Consider the following 16,892-nt stretch of genomic DNA (forward strand, 5'->3'; position numbering starts at 1 on the left):
CGTGAAGAGTCGCTATGTCGTGACCGGGGTCGCGGTAGTGGCCCTTCTGTCCGCATGTGGCGTCATCCGGGGGGACGACGAGGGCAGCAAGGGCGGCGCCGTGGCAACGGGCGTCACCAACGAACCATGTCCCAAGGCCATCGACAAGAAGAAGGGGTGCATCTACCTCGGCACCGTCTCCGACCTCACCCAGGGGCCGTTCGCGGCGCTGGCCGTCCCCATCACCGACGCACAGAAGGCCTTCTGGAAGCGGGTCAACACCGCCGGCGGCATCGGCGGCAAGTACGAGGTGGACGTCGAGAGCTACGTCAGGGACAACAAGTACAACCCCGAGACCCACCGGCAGGTCTACAACGAGATCAAGGACAAGGTGCTCGGCCTGGCCCAGACGCTCGGCTCGCCGACGACCGCGGCGATCATCGACGACCTCAAGGCCAACAGCGTGGTCGCCGCGCCCGCCTCCTGGACCTCGGCGTGGGAGTTCGAGGACGTCATCATCGAGACCGGCTCCAACTACTGCATCGAGGCCATGAACTCGGTGGACTACGCGATGGAGGCCTACAAGCCCAAGTCCGTGATGGCCGTCCACCTGGCCGGTGACTACGGCGCCGACGCGGCGGCGGGCGCGAAGATCGCCGCGGAGAAGAACGGGCTGGAGTTCACCGCGGTGGAGACCCCCTCGGGCGCCACCGAACAGGGCAGGGCGATCACCGAGATCACCAAGAACAAGCCCGACCTGGTCATCCTCACCACGGGCCCCGCCGACGCCGCCGCGATCATCGGGCAGTCCGCCGCCGCGGGATACAAGGGCCGCTTCATCGGCACGGGCCCGACGTGGAACCCCGCCCTGCTCAAGTCGCCTGCCGCGCCCGCGCTGAAGGCGCTGTACGAGCAGTCGTCGCCCGGCAAGCCGTACGGAGCCGACACGCCCGGCCACCAGGCCATGCGTGACGCCCTGCCAGGCGTGACGCCCAACGACGGCTACACCTCGGGCTGGGCGTGGTCCTACCCGCTGAAGGCGGCGCTGGAGAAGATGGTCGCCGGCGGCGACGTCAGCCGCAAGGGCCTGCTGGCGGCGGTCAAGACGCTGGCGACCGTCGACTACGAGGGCATGCTGCCCCCGGAGGCGGGCAACTTCGCGGGCGACGCGAACGCGGCCACGTTCCGGCAGACGCTGATCAACAAGGTGGACGAGTCGGCGCCGACCGGGGTCACGGAGGTGAAGGACTTCTTCACAGGGCCCACCGCGCAGGCTCACACGATGGACGGCCCCTGTTTCAGCAAGTTGTCCTGATCATCGCGGGGGGCGCGGCCGTTGGATAGGGTCGTCGGTATGCGACTCGTTTCCAGCAGGTTCGTGCCCCTCGCCGCCTTCGCCGTGGCCGTCTTCGCCACCGGGTGCAGCGAGATCAACGCGACGGTCGACAAGGCGCAGGCCTGCCTGGAGGCCCCCAAGATCATCACCGAGACCGTCACCAAGATCGGCACTCTGGTCAACGACCCCGCGGCGATGGAGAAGGAGCTCAACTCCGCCTCGCAGAAGCTCGGCGAGGTGGCCGACAAGGCCTCCAACACCACGCTCAAGGAGGCGACGGACGACCTGGCCACCAGCCTCGGCAAGCTCAACGTCACCAGCGCCAACGAGGCGGTCGACGCGGTCCAGAAGGTCGGCACCGACACCACCGCCTACCTGACCAAGCTGAAGGAGGCCTGCAGCTAGGACAGGCCCAGCTCGCCGGTCAGATGCGCGGGCAGGATCGCCGCGCCGAAGTCGGCGCCGGGCCGCCTGATGACCGTGTGCGCGTGGTCGGCGGCGTCCGCCGTGTTGTCGTACTCGATCAGCAGGCCCTGCCCCTGGATGCGGTAGTAGTGCCCGGCCCCGGGCGTGGCGGGGCCGGCCCACGCGAACGACAGCCCTGCCGCGTCGTGGCTGCCGCGCAGCTCGGGAGCCAGCCGGTCCAGGTAGACGGCCGTCAGCCCGGCCAGCAGGTCGCGCTCGGCCGAGCCCATGGAGTCGCCGCGCACGCCCAGCGGCTCCAGCGCCGAGGTCACCTCCGAGGTGCCGGTCAGGATGTCGGGCGGCGCCTCGTCGGCGACGATCGCCCGGCCGCGCAGGGCGGGTGACAGCTCGGCCAGCAGCGCCCTGGCCAGCTCCTCCTCCAGCGGCAGCGGGCGAACCACCGCGGCTGAGCCGTACCAGACGCCCGCCGGATGGGCGCCGAGGAACAGCGGCGCGACCTCCACCCGCCCGCCGCTGACCGTCGCCGTGACCGACACGTGGTGACCCTCGAAGCGCCAGCCCCACTCGTCGTCGCCCGGCGTGCCGAAGACGGCCAGGTGGTAGTCGTCGCTGTGGCGGCCCCTGGCGCCTCCCTCGTCGAGGTCGAGCACCTCCTCCAGCGCCATGATCGTGACCACCTGGGCGAAGGCGTGCCGTGACAGCGCGGTGGCCAGCAGTCTGTGGGCCCCCTTGCGGGACTGCCTGTCCAGCCCGAGCAGCGACACCCCCGGCCTGGGCGTGGGCACGTACGTCCAGCGCAGCCGCCGCGGGTCGTGGAAGGGGTAGGCGGCGGCCTGCCGCTGGGTGTCGGTGAGGCCGCCGAGGAACTGTGCCGCGATCTCCGCCATGCGCATGCTCCCAGGATCTCCTATCCCAGCTTCTCTAGGGGAAATGGGGTCGAACTAGCGTGGAGACATGAACGGCACCGAGCCCGACCCCCGGTTCACCCTCGCCAACGAGAGGACGTTCCTGACCTGGCTGAGCACCTCCCTGGCGCTGTGCGCGGGCGGCGTCGCCATGGCGGCGGTGGCCGACGACGTCTTCGTCCCGTGGGCGCGCACCGTCCTGTCGGTGATGCTCGTCGCGCTCGCCGCGCTGGCCGCGGGCATGGCCTACCCGCGCTGGCGCAACATCCAGCGCGCGCTGCGCAACCAGGCCCCGCTGCCGCCCCCGGCGCTGGCCGCCGTCTTCGGCTACGGCGTGGCCGCGGTGGCGGTCGTCGCCCTCGTGCTCATCCTGATGACCGTCTGACCATGTCGAGCGAGATCTGGGACCCCGGACTGCAGAGCGAGCGCACCCGCCTGGCCTGGGTGCGCACCGCGGTCGCGCTGTCCACCGGCGGCCTCGCCGCGGCCGGCCTGTCGGCGCGCACCGGTCTCGGCCCGGTGTTCGTGGCCGGGTTCGCGCTGGCCGCCCTGTGCGGAGGGATCCTGCTCGTGCGCACCTCGGCCCGCTTCCGCGCCGTTCAGCTCGCCCTGCATCGCGGTGACCCGCTCGACGGCCGCCTGGACGCCATGCTGGCCTGGATCGGCACGCTCTGCGTGGTCGTGGGCGCGGCCTGCTTCGTGGTCGTCTCCACCTTCTGACGGCCGCCCCGCCTCCAGCGCGGACGGCCCCGCCTCCAGCGCGGACGGCCCCGCCTCCAGCGCGGACGGCCGCCGTCTTCGGTTCGGGTGGCTCCACCGAGCAGCCCCTACACCGCGAGCAGCCCCGCGCTCACCACCGCCCGCCCGAACGGCTGGGCGAGCTCGGCCAGGCGCGCGCATCCCTGCTCGCCGAGCGCGGCGTAGGCGGGAAGGGCCAGCTCGTCGGTCCTCGCCTCGATATGGGCGCGCAGCCGCCTGCCCTCCTCGGTCAGGCCCGCCGCGGTCCAGCCGCCTCCGGTGGGCGGGGCGTCGGCGGCCAGCCCGTCGGCGGCTCCGGCCAGCAGGCCCTTCGCGCGCAGCGAGGCGACCGCCGTCGCCCAGGCCTCCTCGGGCCAGCCGCGCGACGCCCGCAGGAAGATCTCGGGCACGTCACCGCCCGCCGCGTGCATCGCGAGCGCCTCCACGGGCGACAGGCCCTCCGAGGTCAGCACCGCGACGTGGCCGTCGCCCCTGAACTCCCTCAGCAGGGTCTGGGCGTGGAACAGGTCGCGCAGCGGCTCACCCGGCCACGGCAGCGTGGTGTGCGCGGCGAACAACGGCCTGCCGTGAAGGTGCTCGGCCGCCGCCTCCGCCGCCCTCCTGGCCAGCGCGAGCGTCTCCTCGAGCGCGCCCGCCGTGTCGATGCCGCCCCTGCGCAGCGCCGCCTCGGCCGCCTCCATCCTGGCCTCGAGCACCTTGGCGGGCGTGGTCACCTCCCACGCGGAGGGCAGCGCCCGCCGTACGAGGGCGGGGTAGAAGTTGAAGAAGGCCGCGATGACCACCTCGGCGCTCGCCTCGCCGAAGGCGGCGCCCCTGGAGGCGAAGTAGCCCGTCATCTGTCCGGTGAGGCCGAGCGCGGCGTAGCGCTCGCTCGCCTCGGGGACGAAGTAGATCATGCCGTGCACCGGCTCGAGGCGTCGCCATGCCCGCCTCGCCACGTGGGGATCGACCATCGACGCTCTCCTCGCTCGTGAACCAACCGGTCGGTATGGGAACCTACGGGCCGTTTTCTCCCTCGTCAATGGCTTGCGAGCGCCGGGCATGGAGGCGGACACTCGGAAGAGAGGCGGAGGTGATCCTCGTGCGAGAAGGCTATGACGCGAGGGAGACGTGGCCGTTCGAGTGCCAGTGCTGCTGGCATGTCTGGGAAGAGGAGTACCTCGTCAGACGTCTCACCGACGACCACGGCAACGAGGTGGAGGTCTGGCTGAGGTCCGGCGTGTCGGTCCAGCCGCCCAACTCCGACAGGAGCTGCCCGAAGTGCGGGGCGGTCCAGATCACCACGTTCCCCTCGGGCTACCTGGCCAAGAGGGCCGAGCCCGTGGTGCCGGCGCCCAGGGAGATCGCGCAGGAGACGGCGCTGAAGTTCACCTGGCGGGCGCCGATCATGTAGTGGCGAACGCACCGGCGCGGCCCCGCCGTGGCGGGGCCGCGCCCTCTCGCGTCGCTCAGGCGAGGCTGTCGAGCCAGGCCTGGTGCAGGCCGGCGAAGCGGCCTGACGAGGCGACGAGCTGCTCGGGCGAGCCGTCCTCGACGATCACGCCCTTGTCCATCACCAGCACCCTGTCGGCGATCTCCACCGTCGACAGACGGTGCGCGATGATCAGCGCGGTCCTGTCGGCCAGGATCGTGCGCAGCGCCCGCTGGACCAGCCGCTCGCTCGGCACGTCGAGCGAGGAGGTGGCCTCGTCCAGGATGAGCACGGAGGGGTCGGCGAGGAAGGCGCGCGCGAAGGCGACCAGCTGGCGCTGACCGGCCGACATGCGGCCGCCTCGCTTGCCGACCTCGGTGTCGTAGCCGTCGGGCAGCGCCGAGATGAACTCGTGCGCGCCGATCGCCTTGGCCGCCTCGACGATCTCCTTGCGGGAGGCGCCAGGACGGCCGAAGCCGATGTTCTCCGCGACCGTGCCCGAGAACAGGAAGTTCTCCTGCGTCACCATCACCACGGCTCCGCGCAGCGTCGTCTCGTCGAGGTCGCGCAGGTCCACGCCGTCCAGCAGCACCCTGCCCTCGGTGGGGTCGTAGAAGCGGGCGATGAGCTTGGCCAGCGTGGTCTTGCCCGCGCCTGTCGCCCCGACCAGCGCCACGCTCTGACCCGCCGGGATGGTCAGGTCGAGGCGCGGCAGGATCGGCATCTCCGGCACGTAGGAGAACGCGGTGCCCTCGAAGCGGACCTCGCCGCGCGCCCTGACGAGCTCCGCGCCGCGCGGCGGCTCGGGGACCGAGGGCTCCTCCTCCAGCACGCCCGACAGCTTCTCCAGCGCCGCGCCCGCCGACTGCAGGGTGTTGTAGAACTGGCTGATCTCCTGCATCGGCTCGTAGAACTGGCGCAGGTAGAGCAGGAAGGCAGCCAGCACGCCGACCGTGACCTCCTCGTGGAAGGCCAGCCAGCCGCCGTAGATCAGCACCCCGGCGATCGTGAGGTTGCCGATGAGCTTGATGCCGGGCATGAACACCGCGATCAGCTGCATGGCGCGGGCGTTGGCGTCGCGGTAGTCGGTGTTGAGCTGGCCGAAGATCTCCTGGTTGCGCGGCTCGCGGCGGAAGGCCTGCACGGCCCTGATGCCGGTCATCGACTCCACGAAGTGGACGATGACCAGCGCGACCGTCTCCCTGGTCCGCCGGTAGGTGAGAGCCGACTGGCGGCGGAACCACCGGGTGAACAGCAGCAGGATCGGCAGCGGCACCAGCGCCACCAGACCGAGGTGCACGTCGAGGATCAGCAGCAGCGCCGCGGTGCCGAACATCGTCAGCACCGCGGTGACCAGTCCGTCGAAGCCCGACTGCAGCAGCTCGGCGATCGCCTCGATGTCGGAGGTCAGCCGCGAGATGACCCTGCCCGAGGTGTACTTCTCGTGGAAGGACAGTGAGAGCCGCTGGAAGTGGTCGAAGACCCTGCGGCGCAGTTCGAGCAGGATGTCCTGGCCGATACGGCCCGACATCTTCAGGAAGGCCTGCCTGGTCAGCGCCTGGGTGACGGCGGCGGCCAGGATGACCGCGATCACGGTCAGCAGCGTGCCTGAGCCCTCGCCCCTGGCCATCGGCGGGATGCCCGAGTCGATGCCGACCTTCACCAGGTAGGGGATGGCGAGGCCGGCGCCGCTCGAGCAGACGATGACCGCGCTGAGCAGCGCGATCGCCTTGCGGTGCGGGCTGAGCAGGTCGGTCAGCAGCTTGCGCGAGCGGGTGCGCAGCAGCAGGGAGACCTTCTCGGGAAGGTCGTCCTTGTTCTCCGAGGCGACGCCGCGCCAGTCGGTGGTGGTCGTCATCGCAGGGCCCCTTCCTCGGACAGGTCGGCGTCCTGCGCCAGCAGCTCGCGGTACTCCGGCACGTCGGCGAGCAGCTCCTGGTGGGTGCCGACATGGGTGATCGTGCCGCCGCGCAGCAGCGCCACCTTGTCGGCGAGCAGCACGGTCGAGGCGCGGTGGGCGACCACGATGCCCGTCGCCTCGCGCAGCACGTGCCGCAGCGCCTCCTCCACGAGCGCCTCCGTCTCCACGTCCAGCGCCGACAGCGTGTCGTCGAGGACGAGGATCTTCGGCTTGGACAGCACCGCGCGCGCCAGCGCCAGGCGCTGACGCTGACCGCCCGACAGCGACATGCCCTGCTCGCCGATGCGGGTGTCGAGACCCCACGGCAGGTCGTAGACGAAGGTCGCCTGCGCGACCTCCAGGGCCTCGCGCACCTCCTCGTCGGTGGCCTCGCGGTGGCCCAGCGTGAGGTTCTCGCGCACGCTCATCGAGAACAGCGTGGGCTCCTCGAAGGCGGTGGCGACGACGTCGCGCAGCACGCTCAGCTTGAGGTCGCGCACGTCGTGGCCGTCGATGGTGACCCGGCCCGAGGTCACGTCGACCAGGCGGGGCACCAGCGCGGTGAGCGTCGTCTTGCCCGAGCCCGTGGCGCCGACCACCGCGACTGTCTCGCCCGGCCGCACGTCGAGCCAGACGTCGTGCAGAACAGGGCGCTCGGCTCCGGGGAAGCGGAAGCCCACGCCCTCGAGGCGAAGGTGGCCCCTGGGGTCCTCGATCGTCTCCGAGCCGTCCTTGATCGAGGGCACGGTGTCCATGACCTCCATGACGCGGTCGGCCGAGGTCATCGACTCCTGCGCCATCGCCAGGATGTAGCCGAGGCTCGCGATCGGCCACACCAGTTGCAGCATCAGCGTGGTGAAGGCGACCAGGGTGCCCAGCGTCAGCCCCCCTGTGCCCACGGCCAGCGCGCCCAGCAGGAGCACGAGGGCGAGGGTGAAGTTCGGGATCACCTCGAGGAAGGTGAAGAACCTGGCCGAGAGCCCGACCTTGTCGATCGAGGTGGCGTAGACCTTGCGCGCGGACTCGTCGAAGCTGTCGTAGACGTGGTGGCGGCGGCCGAAGGCCTTGATCGTGCGGATCCCGATCGCGGACTCCTCGACGAGGGTGGCGAGGTCGCCCTGCTCGTCCTGGACCTGGCGCGAGATCTTGATGTACTTCTTCTCGAAGCGCAGTGACACCCAGATGATGGGCACGGCGGAGGCCGCCACCAGCAGGCCCAGCGGCCAGTACATGTTGAGCAGCACGATCGTCACCGTGGTGAGCTGGATGACGTTCATGACCAGGAACAGCATGCCGAAGCCGAGGAAGCGGCGGATGGTCGACAGGTCGGTCGTCGCGCGCGAGAGCAGCTGGCCCGACTGCCAGTCGCTGTGGAAGGCCATCGGCAGGCGCTGCAGGTGATCGTAGAGGTCGTCGCGGATCTCGGTCTCGAGGCCGAGGACCGGCTTGGTCTGCACCCATCGCCTGAGGAAGATCATCAGGGCTTCCGCGACGCCGACGCCCACCGCCAGGAGCCCGAGGGGGAGCAGGTCGGCGGTCTGCTCGGCGTCGATCACCTCCTTGCCCACGAGGGGGAAGGCGATGCTGGCGGCTATGCCGAGGATGGCGACGAGCCAGATGAAGACCAGCTTGCCGATGTGGGGGCGCAGATAGGAGCGCATGCGCCACAGGGAGTTGGAAGCGAGCAGGGGACGTCTGGGGGAGTTCGTATCGGGAGGCATCCCTTCTAGATTAATAGTGGGATCAACCCATTTTTGGTGACGAAAGCCCTCAGAGTGCTCCCCCTGGGGCCCATGTCGCATGGCGGTCAGGCGAGGTCGAACTCGCCCGTCCGGGGCCTTGCCGCCCGCGACCGTACCAGGCCGCGCCGCCATTCCCTCGCTTGACCGTCGGCAGACCCGCACCATGCCGCGAACGGGCCGAAACGCCCCGTGCACCGGTTCGTGAGAGGTTCTATAGCCGCTCGTGAGCCCTGTTTGCACCGGCCGTGATGGGCCGTCAGTGACCGTGGAAAGGTGCAGTTCAGCAGATTTCGCCCACGCTCCATCAGGGCCCGCATGACGGTCGCCACGGTGGCGCTGTTCGGCGTCGTCCTCCTGGTAGGCGTCGTGACGCTCTGCCTGACCCTGCCCTCCTGGGCGCGCGCCCAGCTCGTCGACCGCGCGGACGAGGCCAGCCGCATGGTCACGACCCTCATCGACACCCGGCCGATCCAGGGCCCGATCCCGTCGCAGGGCGAGGTCTTCCTGCTGCAGGTGGTGGACGCGAGGGGAGAGGTAGTCGCCGCCAGCTCCACCCTGGAGGGGGAGCCGCCCCTCACCCGCGCCGTGCCCGTCGGCGGCGACTCCAGGATCCTGGACAGGGTCTGCCGCGCCGGCGGCGAGAACTGCCTGATCGTCGTGGGCACCAGCAACAGGTCCACCGCGTACGGCCCGGCCGTGGCCTACGCGGCGGTCAGGGAGTCGGCGGTGCTGAACGTCCCGCTCCTGGCCGTGATCCTGGGCGCCGCCGCGCTCGTCCTGCTCGCGCTGATGGGGTGGGCGGCGTGGATCGGTGTCGGCCGCGTCCTGGCCCCCGTGGAACGCATCAGGTCGGGCCTGGAGCAGATCAGCGCCACCGACCTCGGCGACAGGATGCCGGTGCCTGACACCGGCGACGAGGTGGCACGGCTGGCCGTCACCGTCAACGACACGCTGGGCAGGCTGGAGGAGGCTGTCGAACGGCAGCGCCGCTTCGTCTCCGACGCCTCGCACGAGCTGCGCACCCCGCTGACGGCGATGCTGGTGCGGCTGGAGGCGTGCGCCGTCAGACCCGATCCCGAGGAGTGCGCCCAGACGCTGGAGGAGGCGCTCGGCGACGCCAGGCGGCTGTCGGCCATCGTCCAGGACCTGCTGCTCATGGCGAGGCTCGATGAGGGGACACGTCCCACGGAGGAATTGCTCGACCTCGGCAAGCTGGTGGCCGACGAGATGGACCGCCGCTCTTTCCGCCTTCCCTTCACCGCCTGCGTCGAGCCACGCCTGATGGTGCGCGGCAACCGCCTGCGACTCGACAGGCTGGTGACGAATCTGCTGTCCAACGCCGACAGGCACGGCGGCCAAGCCGTCCACGTCACGGTCTCGCGCCGCGGTGATGAGGGGGTGGTGGAGGTGCACGATGACGGGCCGGGCATCCCCGAAGACCAGCGGGAGGCCATCTTCCAGCGGTTCACCAGGCTCGACACGGCCCGCTCGCGCGACCACGGCGGCACCGGCCTCGGCCTGTCCATCGCCCGCGACATCGCCACCGCCCACGGCGGCACCCTCCGCGTCGGTGACTCGGCGAAGGGCGCCCGCCTGGTGCTGCGTCTCCCGCTCGTTTCGCCCGCCGAGGAGGCACAATCCGGAAATGAGTGATCCACTGTCCGAGCGGGAGCAGGCCACCGCCGCGCTGAACCTCGTCGCCGCGGCCGCCGAGCCGTACCTCGGCTCGCTGGGCGAGCGCCCTGTCCACGACCACTCCGCCGACCACCTGCTCGACCTGCTGGAAGGCCCGCTCTCCGAGGAGGGCGAGGGCACGATGGCCGCCGTCGAGCAGTTGCTCGCGGTCGGGACCGAGGCCTCCACCCAGACCTCGGGCCCGCGCTTCTTCCACTTCGTCGTCGGCGGCGCCACGCCCGCCGCGCAGGCCGCCGACTGGGTGACCTCGCTGCTCGACCAGGCAAGCGGCCTGCACCTGACCTCGCCTCTGGCCGCCAGGGCCGAGCGGGTCGCGCTCGACTGGCTCAAGGACCTGTTCGGCCTGCCCCCGGCGTACGGCGGGGTGCTGACGCCGAGCGCCACGTTCGCGAACCTGACGGGCCTGGCGTGCGCGAGGCAGTGGTGGGGCGAGCGGCACGGCGCCGACGTCACCTCGCAGGGCCTGGCCGGGCTGCCCAGGATGCCGGTGCTGGCCGGTGGCTACATCCACCCCAGCAGCCGCAAGGCGCTCCAGATGCTCGGCGTCGGCCGCGACGGCGTGACCGTGTGCGCGCGCGACGACGCGGGCAGGGTCGATCTGGAGGCGATGGAGAGGGAGCTGGCGGCGCTGGAGGAACCCGCGGTGATCGTCGGCAACGCGGGGGAGGTCAACACGGGAGACTTCGACCCGATCGCCGACCTGGCCGACCTCGCCGGGCGGTACGGCGCCTGGCTGCACGTGGACGGCGCCTTCGGCCTGTTCGCCGCCGCCTCGCCGCGCCTGCGGCACCTGGTGGAGGGCGTGGAGCGGGCCGACTCGATCACCGCCGACGGGCACAAGTGGCTCAACGTCCCCTACGAGAGCGGTTTCGCCTTCGTGCGCGACCAGGACCTGATGTTCAGGTCGTTCGGCGCGTGGGGCGCCCACTACCTGCCCTCCGACGTCAACTACAACAACCTCGGCCCCGAGTCGTCGCGCAGGGCGCGGGCGCTACCGATCTGGGCGACGCTCAGGGCGTACGGCAGGCAGGGCTACGCGCGGCTGGTCGAGCGCCACCACGACCTGGCCCTTCGCCTGGCCGAGGCCGTGGACAAGGCGCCCGACATGGAGCTGCTCGCTCCTGTGCCGTTGTGCGTGGTGTGCTTCAGGTACCGCCCCGAGGGAACGCGGGAGGAGGAGCTCGACGACCTCAACCGCCGGCTCGGCGCGGCGTTGCTGGCCGACGGCCGCGTCTACGCGGGGACGACCACCTACAGGGGCGTGACCGCGCTGCGCCCTGCCATCGTCAACTGGCGCACCACCGAGGCGGACATCGACTACTTCTGGGAGGTGCTCAGAGAACTGGCCGACCGGCTCTGACCGGCGGCCCTGTGCAGGGGATCGCGCCTTCGGCGGGATCCCCCGCCCACTCGCCCAGGACGGTCAGGAGGTCGCGCCCATCGCGATGGTCTCCGACACCTCCGCGTGGCGTTCGGCCTCCTCGGCGGCGAACCGCTCCGCGTCGAGCTTGTCGGCGATGTCCTCGTCCTGCTTCATCAGCGCCTCGAGCGACTGTCCCGCCATCTCGAGCACGCCCATGTCCGCGTAGGCCTGCTGCAGGCGCGGCGACCACAGTCCGATGTCCTTCACGCACGGCACGATCCTGCTGAACAGCAGCGACCTGAAGATGCGCAGGTACTCCGACTGGTCGACCGAGGTCATCGCCTCCTCCACCTCGGCGCGCGAGAGGCCGAGGGTCTCCCAGGTCTCCCTGCCGCGCAGGCGGTCGCGCATCAGGTAGCAGCCCTCGATGACGAAGTCCTCGCGCTCGCGCAGCTCCGCCTCCGACAGGTTCTTGTAGTAGTCGCGCAGCGCCATCCGGCCGAACGCGACGTGCCGCGCCTCGTCCTGCATGACGTAGGCGAGGATCTGCTTGGGCAGCGGCTTGGTGGTGATGTCACGCATGACGCCGAAGGCCGCCAGCGCCAGGCCCTCGATCAGCACCTGCATGCCCAGGTACGGCATGTCCCACCTGGAGTCGGACAGCGTCGAGTCGAGCAGCGCCTTGAGGTGCTCGTTGATCGGGTAGGCCAGGCCCACCTTCTCCTGCAGGAAGCGCGCGTAGGTCTCGGCGTGCCTGGCCTCGTCCATGGTCTGGGTGGCGGCGTAGAACTTGGAGTCGAGGTCGGGCACCGACTCGACGATCCTCGCCGAGCAGATCATCGCGCCCTGCTCCCCGTGCAGGAACTGGGAGAACTGCCAGGCGGCGCCATGCCTGCGGACCTCGGCCCGCGTCCTGTCGTCCATGCGCTCCCACAGCGGCGTGCCGTAGATGGCGATGGTGTTGTCGGGCATGCCCAGGACGTTGTAGGGATCGACCTCGAGATCCCAGTCGATCCGTTTCACGGAGTCCCACTGCTTGTCCTTGCCCTTTTGGTAAAGGGCCAGCATGCGGTCACGGCCGTCGTCGTACTCCCAGGTGAAACGGCTGGACCCGGCCATGTCCACATTCCACGTGGAGAGCTCGGCGGGGATCGTGTAGAGATCGTGCGTCGACATGCGGCCTCCCGGGGACGTACACCGTACGTACGTCTTCGAGACTTGCACGTACGGTGTACGTGCGTCAATAGAATGAGCTATGCCCTCTGAGCCGCTGTCCCGCGCGCGCATCGTCGCCGCCGCGATCGACCTCATCGAGCGGGAGGGCGCCGACGCGGTGTCCATGCGCAGGATCGCCGCCGACCTCGGCGTGGGGGTGATGTCGCTCTACAACCACGTGCCGAACAAGGCCTCGCTGCTCGACGGCGTCGCCGAGGCCGTGCTGTCGAAGATCCAGTTCACCGACGATCCCGAGGCGCACTGGACCGACAGGGTGCGCATGCAGGCCAGGGCCTTCCGGCAGATCGCCCACCACCACCCGCGCTCCACCATGCTGGTCGTCAGCCGCCAGCTGCACTCCAACGCGGGCCTGCTGCCCGTCGAGCGGGCGCTGTCCACGCTGCGCGAGGCGGGCTTCGACGGGGCCGACGCGGTGCGGATGCTGCGCCTGTTCATCGCCTACATCATCGGCTCCCTGCTGCGCGAGGTGGGCGTCACGCCGACGTTCGCGCCCGTTCAGGGGGCCACCAAGGTCGAGAAGGTCGACCCCGAGCTGTTTCCCGAGGTGAGCGCGCTGGCCCCGCTCCTCGGCGCGTGCGACCACGAGGAGGAGTTCGACTTCGGCCTCGAACTGCTCATCCAGGCGATCGCCGTCCACCTGGACAGGAAGGGCACCCGGGGCTGAGCCCAGGGCGCCCTTCCACGGCAGCCGCCACTTCCCCTTGGCGGCTTCCTAGTACCAGTTGTGCGATCTGAAGTGGCCCCAGGCGCCGCACGGCCTGCCGTACCTGCCCTGGATGTACTTCAACCCCCAGCGGATCTGGGTGGTCGGGTTGTGCCGCCAGTCCTGTCCGACGCCCGACATCTTGACCGCAGGCAGCGCCTGCGGGATGCCGTACGCCCCGGACGAGGGATTCTCGGCCCTGTGGTTCCAGTTGCTCTCCCTGGTCCAGAGGCTGTCCAGGCACTGGAACTCGCGCAGCGACCATGACCTCTGACTCACGAGGTCGAGGGCGATCCGCTTGTTGGTGCCCTTGCCCGGTGTGATGGGTCTCGCCTTCGGCAGCGCCTCGGTCTCCCAGGTGGCCTGATGGCTCACCATGGGCCGTGCCGTCACCCTGTAGGTCTGGTGATGGAACACCCGAGGCTCCGCGTCCAGCGTCCAGGTCCGCTGGTGGACCTTCCTGGCCGACTCCATGTCGGCCAGGGCGGTCGAGGCTGTCCCGCCGGTGAAAGCGACAGAGGCGATCATCACGGCGAGCACGCGATTGCTGTCCAACTCGATCCTTGCTGTCCGGTCGCGTGCGGGCGGGCCTCCACGTGAGGGAGCACCCTGCCGGACCGCGCCCGTGGCTCGGGCGAGGAGGGCCCGCGTGGCCTTGCGGGGATCTTTTTCCGCCCGATCGTGCTGGACGGCCCCGAAGACGCCGCGACGTGTCTCTAGGCGGTTTCTAGTACGCCATGTCGCCACTGGTCAGGCAGCCGAAGCAGGGAAAGGAAAGGACTTTGCGAGGTGGCGATCCCGCGTTGGCGCGCCCCGGAGCCCTGGTGACCATGACTATTCGAACAGCGGACGCGAGGGTGGGAAAGGGATCAGTACCAGCCGCGCGACAGGAAGTGCGACCAGGCTGCGCACGGCGAGCCGTACCGCTTCTTGATGTAGGAAAGGCCCCATTCGATCTGTGTCCTGGGGTTGGTGCGCCAGTCTCTGCCCGCGCTGGCCATCTTGTGGCCGGGCAGCGCCTGGGGGATGCCGTAGGCGCCCGAGCCGTTGCCCGCGCGGTGGTTCCAGCCGCTCTCCCTGGTCCAGAGCCGCTCGAGGCAGCCGAACTGGGCCCTGCCCCAGCCCTTGTCCGCCACCATCGGCCTGGCGATGGACTTGTTCCTGCTGCTGCCGCTCTCCGCGTAGGCGGCCGTCGCTGTGCCCGCTCCCGACGCCACGAACGTGGCGGCGAGAAGCAGGGCTCTGGTACGGCGTGACATGCGGTATTCCCTTTCGAAGGCGATCGGGGGACTGCGTCACCCTGCCGCAAAGGGAGCATTTGTCGCTAATTGACCATGAAAAGGTAGATCGTTAGTAAAGATCCGATCTTGTGGTTATTCAGGGCTTATAGCCGCCAAATGTGGAGCCTGTCACATTTTGGCGAGGGGTAGGGTCGGCTCATGAGTCTCCGAGACATCCCCGTCCGCACGATCGCGGACGCTCCGACCACCCTTGCCGAGCTGGCCGGCGACAGCGCGCTGCTCATCGTGAACGTCGCCTCCAGGTGCGGACTGACCCCGCAGTACTCAGGTCTGGTCGAGCTTCAGAAGGAGTACGGGCAGCGCGGCTTCAGCGTGGTCGGCGTGCCCTGCAACCAGTTCATGGGCCAGGAGCCAGGCTCGGCCGAGGAGATCCAGGAGTTCTGCTCCACCACCTACGGCGTCGACTTCCCGCTGCTGGAGAAGGCCGAGGTCAACGGCGAGGGCAGGCACCCGCTCTACACCGAGCTGACCGCCACGCCCGACGCCGAGGGCCAGGCCGGCGACGTCCAGTGGAACTTCGAGAAGTTCCTGGTCGACCGTGAAGGCTCGGTCGTGGCCAGGTTCAGGCCCGGCACCGAGCCCACCGACCCCGCCGTCGTCTCCGCGATCGAGAAGCTCCTGTGAGTTCGTGCCCGTGCGGGCTGCCCGCGCCCTACGACGAGTGCTGCGGGCGCCTGCACAGGGGCGAGGCGGCGGCCGAGACCGCCGAGCAGCTCATGCGCTCGCGCTTCAGCGCCTTCGCGGTGGGTGACGCGGACTACCTGCTCAGGAGCTGGCACCCCGCCACCAGGCCCGCCGAGCTCGCCTTCGAGCCGCACCTGCGGTGGAAGCGTCTGTCCGTCGTCGCCACCGGCGCGGGCGGACCCGCCGACGAGGAGGGGACGGTGGAGTTCCGCGCCCGTTTCAGCCGGCGCGGCAGGGCGGGGGAGATGCGCGAGGTCAGCAGGTTCGCCAGGCACGAGGGCGCATGGGTCTACGTCAACGGCGAGGTCCGCAGCTCCCCCTGACGATGAGCTCGGTGGGCAGCAGCACGCTGCGCGGCCGGCGGATGCCCGCCCGCAGCACCAGCTCGGCCGCGCGGTAGCCGAGGTCCTGCGCGGGCTGGGCGATGACGGTCAGCGGCGGCGAGCACAGCTCGGCCCACGGCACGTCGTCGTACATCACCAGCGACAGGTCCCGTGGGATGCGCAGGTCGAGCTCCCTGGCGGCGAGCACGGCCGCCTCGCCCAGCTGGTTGCCGCCCGCGAGGACGGCCGTCAGGTCGGGACGGCTCTGGAACAGCCCCGAGGCCGCCGCGTAGGCCGCGTCGCGGGAGCCGCCCGCGAAGACCACCAGTTCGTCGTCCACGAGCGGCCCCAGCGCCTCCCTGAAGGCCGAGACGCGCCGGGCGTGGCCGGGACCGCCGAGATAGGCGATGCGGCGGTGACCGAGGCCCTTGAGGTACTGCACCGCCGTGCGGACGCCCGAGCGGTCGTCGGCGAGCACCGTGGGGATGCCGCCCTCCACTCTGGGCCTGCCCCTCAGCCCGTCGAGCAACAGCAGGTCGTCGACCGGCTCCTCGGTGGGCTCGTCGGGCCGCTCGCCCGCGAAGACCACCGTCATGCCGGTCCTGAGAGCCGGGCCCCAGGTGTCGGCGTCGCCCGACGGGACCGCGACCACCTTGTCGACGCTCTGCTCGAGCAGCATGCCGATCAGCTCGGACTCCTGCTCGGGATCGCCCCCGGTCGAGCCCACCAGCACGGGCTCGCCCGCCGAGCGGGCGCACGCCAGCACGCCCTCGGCCAGCCTGCCGTACAGCGGGTCCGTCAGATCGGGCAGCAGCAGGCCGATGCCGCCGGTACGTTGCTGACGGAGGTTGCGCCCCAGCGCGCTGGGGCGGTAGTCGAGATGAGCGGCCACCGCGAGCACGCGCTCGCGGGTCTCGGGGCTGGCCGACCCGCCCGACAGCACCCTGGAGACGGTGGCCACGCCCACCCCGGCCGCCTCGGCCACGTCCTTGATGGTGGTGCGCTTCATGGAAACGATTCCATCATGGGTTCCACGAGGTTTCCAGCTCTAATCAATAACAGGGGCTGGTCTCTTGACAGCGATGTCCCTTTCGGGTGAGATGCATGAAAACGTATCCACAGTGCGTGG

The 16,892-nt window shown here is 70.3% G+C and carries 18 protein-coding genes; 10 read left to right on the forward strand and 8 right to left on the reverse strand.

Features of this window, described 5'->3' with window-relative positions; genetic code table 11:
• Position 1: 1 nt before the first annotated feature.
• Both ABFX50_RS27030 and ABFX50_RS27035 read left to right on the forward strand, forming a co-directional pair.
• Positions 2-1,294 carry an ABC transporter substrate-binding protein gene (locus tag ABFX50_RS27030; protein ID WP_346150138.1) on the forward strand — a complete coding sequence of 431 codons (1,293 nt, stop codon included), beginning with the start codon at positions 2-4 and terminating at the stop codon, positions 1,292-1,294.
• A 39-nt stretch (positions 1,295-1,333) separates the two neighbouring features.
• Positions 1,334-1,720: a hypothetical protein gene (locus ABFX50_RS27035; protein ID WP_183645916.1), complete on the forward strand. Its 387-nt coding sequence runs from the start codon at positions 1,334-1,336 to the stop codon at positions 1,718-1,720.
• On the opposite strand, the gene ABFX50_RS27040 is transcribed toward ABFX50_RS27035, so the two are convergent.
• A complete protein-coding gene (locus ABFX50_RS27040) occupies positions 1,717-2,634 on the reverse strand; it encodes a DUF3500 domain-containing protein (RefSeq protein WP_346150139.1) in 918 nt (305 codons plus the stop codon). The two genes, ABFX50_RS27035 and ABFX50_RS27040, sit on opposite strands and share 4 nt — an antisense overlap.
• A gap of 61 nt (positions 2,635-2,695) precedes the next feature.
• On the opposite strand from ABFX50_RS27040, the gene ABFX50_RS27045 reads away from it, so the two are divergent.
• The gene (locus ABFX50_RS27045) at positions 2,696-3,031 is read left to right on the forward strand and encodes a DUF202 domain-containing protein (RefSeq protein ID WP_183645914.1); all 336 of its coding nucleotides are present in this window, start codon (positions 2,696-2,698) and stop codon (positions 3,029-3,031) included.
• Positions 3,032-3,033: 2 nt separating this feature from the next.
• Entirely contained in the window at positions 3,034-3,366 is a 333-nt protein-coding gene (locus tag ABFX50_RS27050) for a DUF202 domain-containing protein (RefSeq protein ID WP_346150140.1), read from the forward strand.
• A gap of 107 nt (positions 3,367-3,473) precedes the next feature.
• Here ABFX50_RS27050 and ABFX50_RS27055 read toward each other — a convergent pair whose 3' ends face one another.
• Positions 3,474-4,358 carry an SCO6745 family protein gene (locus ABFX50_RS27055; protein ID WP_346150141.1) on the reverse strand — a complete coding sequence of 295 codons (885 nt, stop codon included), beginning with the start codon at positions 4,356-4,358 and terminating at the stop codon, positions 3,474-3,476.
• A gap of 128 nt (positions 4,359-4,486) precedes the next feature.
• Between ABFX50_RS27055 and ABFX50_RS27060 the strand changes: the two genes are divergently transcribed.
• Entirely contained in the window at positions 4,487-4,798 is a 312-nt protein-coding gene (locus ABFX50_RS27060) for a hypothetical protein (RefSeq protein WP_183645910.1), read from the forward strand.
• A 55-nt stretch (positions 4,799-4,853) separates the two neighbouring features.
• On the opposite strand, the gene ABFX50_RS27065 is transcribed toward ABFX50_RS27060, so the two are convergent.
• Both ABFX50_RS27065 and ABFX50_RS27070 read right to left on the reverse strand, forming a co-directional pair.
• Entirely contained in the window at positions 4,854-6,674 is a 1,821-nt protein-coding gene (locus ABFX50_RS27065) for an ABC transporter ATP-binding protein (RefSeq protein WP_346150142.1), read from the reverse strand.
• Entirely contained in the window at positions 6,671-8,437 is a 1,767-nt protein-coding gene (locus ABFX50_RS27070) for an ABC transporter ATP-binding protein (protein ID WP_346150143.1), read from the reverse strand. The genes ABFX50_RS27065 and ABFX50_RS27070 overlap by 4 nt, the downstream gene beginning before the upstream one ends.
• A gap of 336 nt (positions 8,438-8,773) precedes the next feature.
• Here ABFX50_RS27070 and ABFX50_RS27075 point away from each other — a divergent pair, with 336 nt between their 5' ends.
• Both ABFX50_RS27075 and ABFX50_RS27080 read left to right on the forward strand, forming a co-directional pair.
• Positions 8,774-10,111 carry a sensor histidine kinase gene (locus ABFX50_RS27075; RefSeq protein ID WP_346150144.1) on the forward strand — a complete coding sequence of 446 codons (1,338 nt, stop codon included), beginning with the start codon at positions 8,774-8,776 and terminating at the stop codon, positions 10,109-10,111.
• On the forward strand, positions 10,104-11,513 hold the full coding sequence (locus ABFX50_RS27080; protein WP_346150145.1) for a pyridoxal phosphate-dependent decarboxylase family protein: 1,410 nt from the start codon (positions 10,104-10,106) through the stop codon (positions 11,511-11,513). Before ABFX50_RS27075 ends, ABFX50_RS27080 begins: the two co-directional genes overlap by 8 nt.
• A gap of 63 nt (positions 11,514-11,576) precedes the next feature.
• Here ABFX50_RS27080 and ABFX50_RS27085 read toward each other — a convergent pair whose 3' ends face one another.
• The gene (locus ABFX50_RS27085; protein WP_346150146.1) at positions 11,577-12,692 is read right to left on the reverse strand and encodes a ferritin-like domain-containing protein; all 1,116 of its coding nucleotides are present in this window, start codon (positions 12,690-12,692) and stop codon (positions 11,577-11,579) included.
• Positions 12,693-12,771: 79 nt separating this feature from the next.
• On the opposite strand from ABFX50_RS27085, the gene ABFX50_RS27090 reads away from it, so the two are divergent.
• A complete protein-coding gene (locus tag ABFX50_RS27090; RefSeq protein ID WP_183645902.1) occupies positions 12,772-13,416 on the forward strand; it encodes a TetR/AcrR family transcriptional regulator in 645 nt (214 codons plus the stop codon).
• Positions 13,417-13,464: 48 nt separating this feature from the next.
• On the opposite strand, the gene ABFX50_RS27095 is transcribed toward ABFX50_RS27090, so the two are convergent.
• Both ABFX50_RS27095 and ABFX50_RS27100 read right to left on the reverse strand, forming a co-directional pair.
• A complete protein-coding gene (locus ABFX50_RS27095) occupies positions 13,465-14,010 on the reverse strand; it encodes an aggregation-promoting factor C-terminal-like domain-containing protein (protein ID WP_346150147.1) in 546 nt (181 codons plus the stop codon).
• A gap of 314 nt (positions 14,011-14,324) precedes the next feature.
• Positions 14,325-14,714 (reverse strand): aggregation-promoting factor C-terminal-like domain-containing protein, encoded by a 390-nt coding sequence (locus tag ABFX50_RS27100; RefSeq protein ID WP_183645901.1) that lies wholly within the window; start codon positions 14,712-14,714, stop codon positions 14,325-14,327.
• A 180-nt stretch (positions 14,715-14,894) separates the two neighbouring features.
• On the opposite strand from ABFX50_RS27100, the gene ABFX50_RS27105 reads away from it, so the two are divergent.
• Positions 14,895-15,380 (forward strand): glutathione peroxidase, encoded by a 486-nt coding sequence (locus ABFX50_RS27105; RefSeq protein WP_346150148.1) that lies wholly within the window; start codon positions 14,895-14,897, stop codon positions 15,378-15,380.
• Positions 15,377-15,763, forward strand: a complete 387-nt coding sequence (locus tag ABFX50_RS27110) for a YchJ family protein (protein ID WP_346150149.1) — start codon at positions 15,377-15,379, stop codon at positions 15,761-15,763. The genes ABFX50_RS27105 and ABFX50_RS27110 overlap by 4 nt, the downstream gene beginning before the upstream one ends.
• Here the strand turns inward: ABFX50_RS27110 and ABFX50_RS27115 are convergent.
• Entirely contained in the window at positions 15,735-16,772 is a 1,038-nt protein-coding gene (locus ABFX50_RS27115; protein ID WP_183645898.1) for a LacI family DNA-binding transcriptional regulator, read from the reverse strand. The genes ABFX50_RS27110 and ABFX50_RS27115 overlap by 29 nt on opposite strands.
• Between the last annotated feature and the right edge of the window lie 120 nt (positions 16,773-16,892).

The sequence above is a fragment of the Nonomuraea recticatena genome, from assembly GCF_039533245.1.
In the GTDB taxonomy this organism is placed as follows: Bacteria; Actinomycetota; Actinomycetes; order Streptosporangiales; family Streptosporangiaceae; genus Nonomuraea; species Nonomuraea roseola.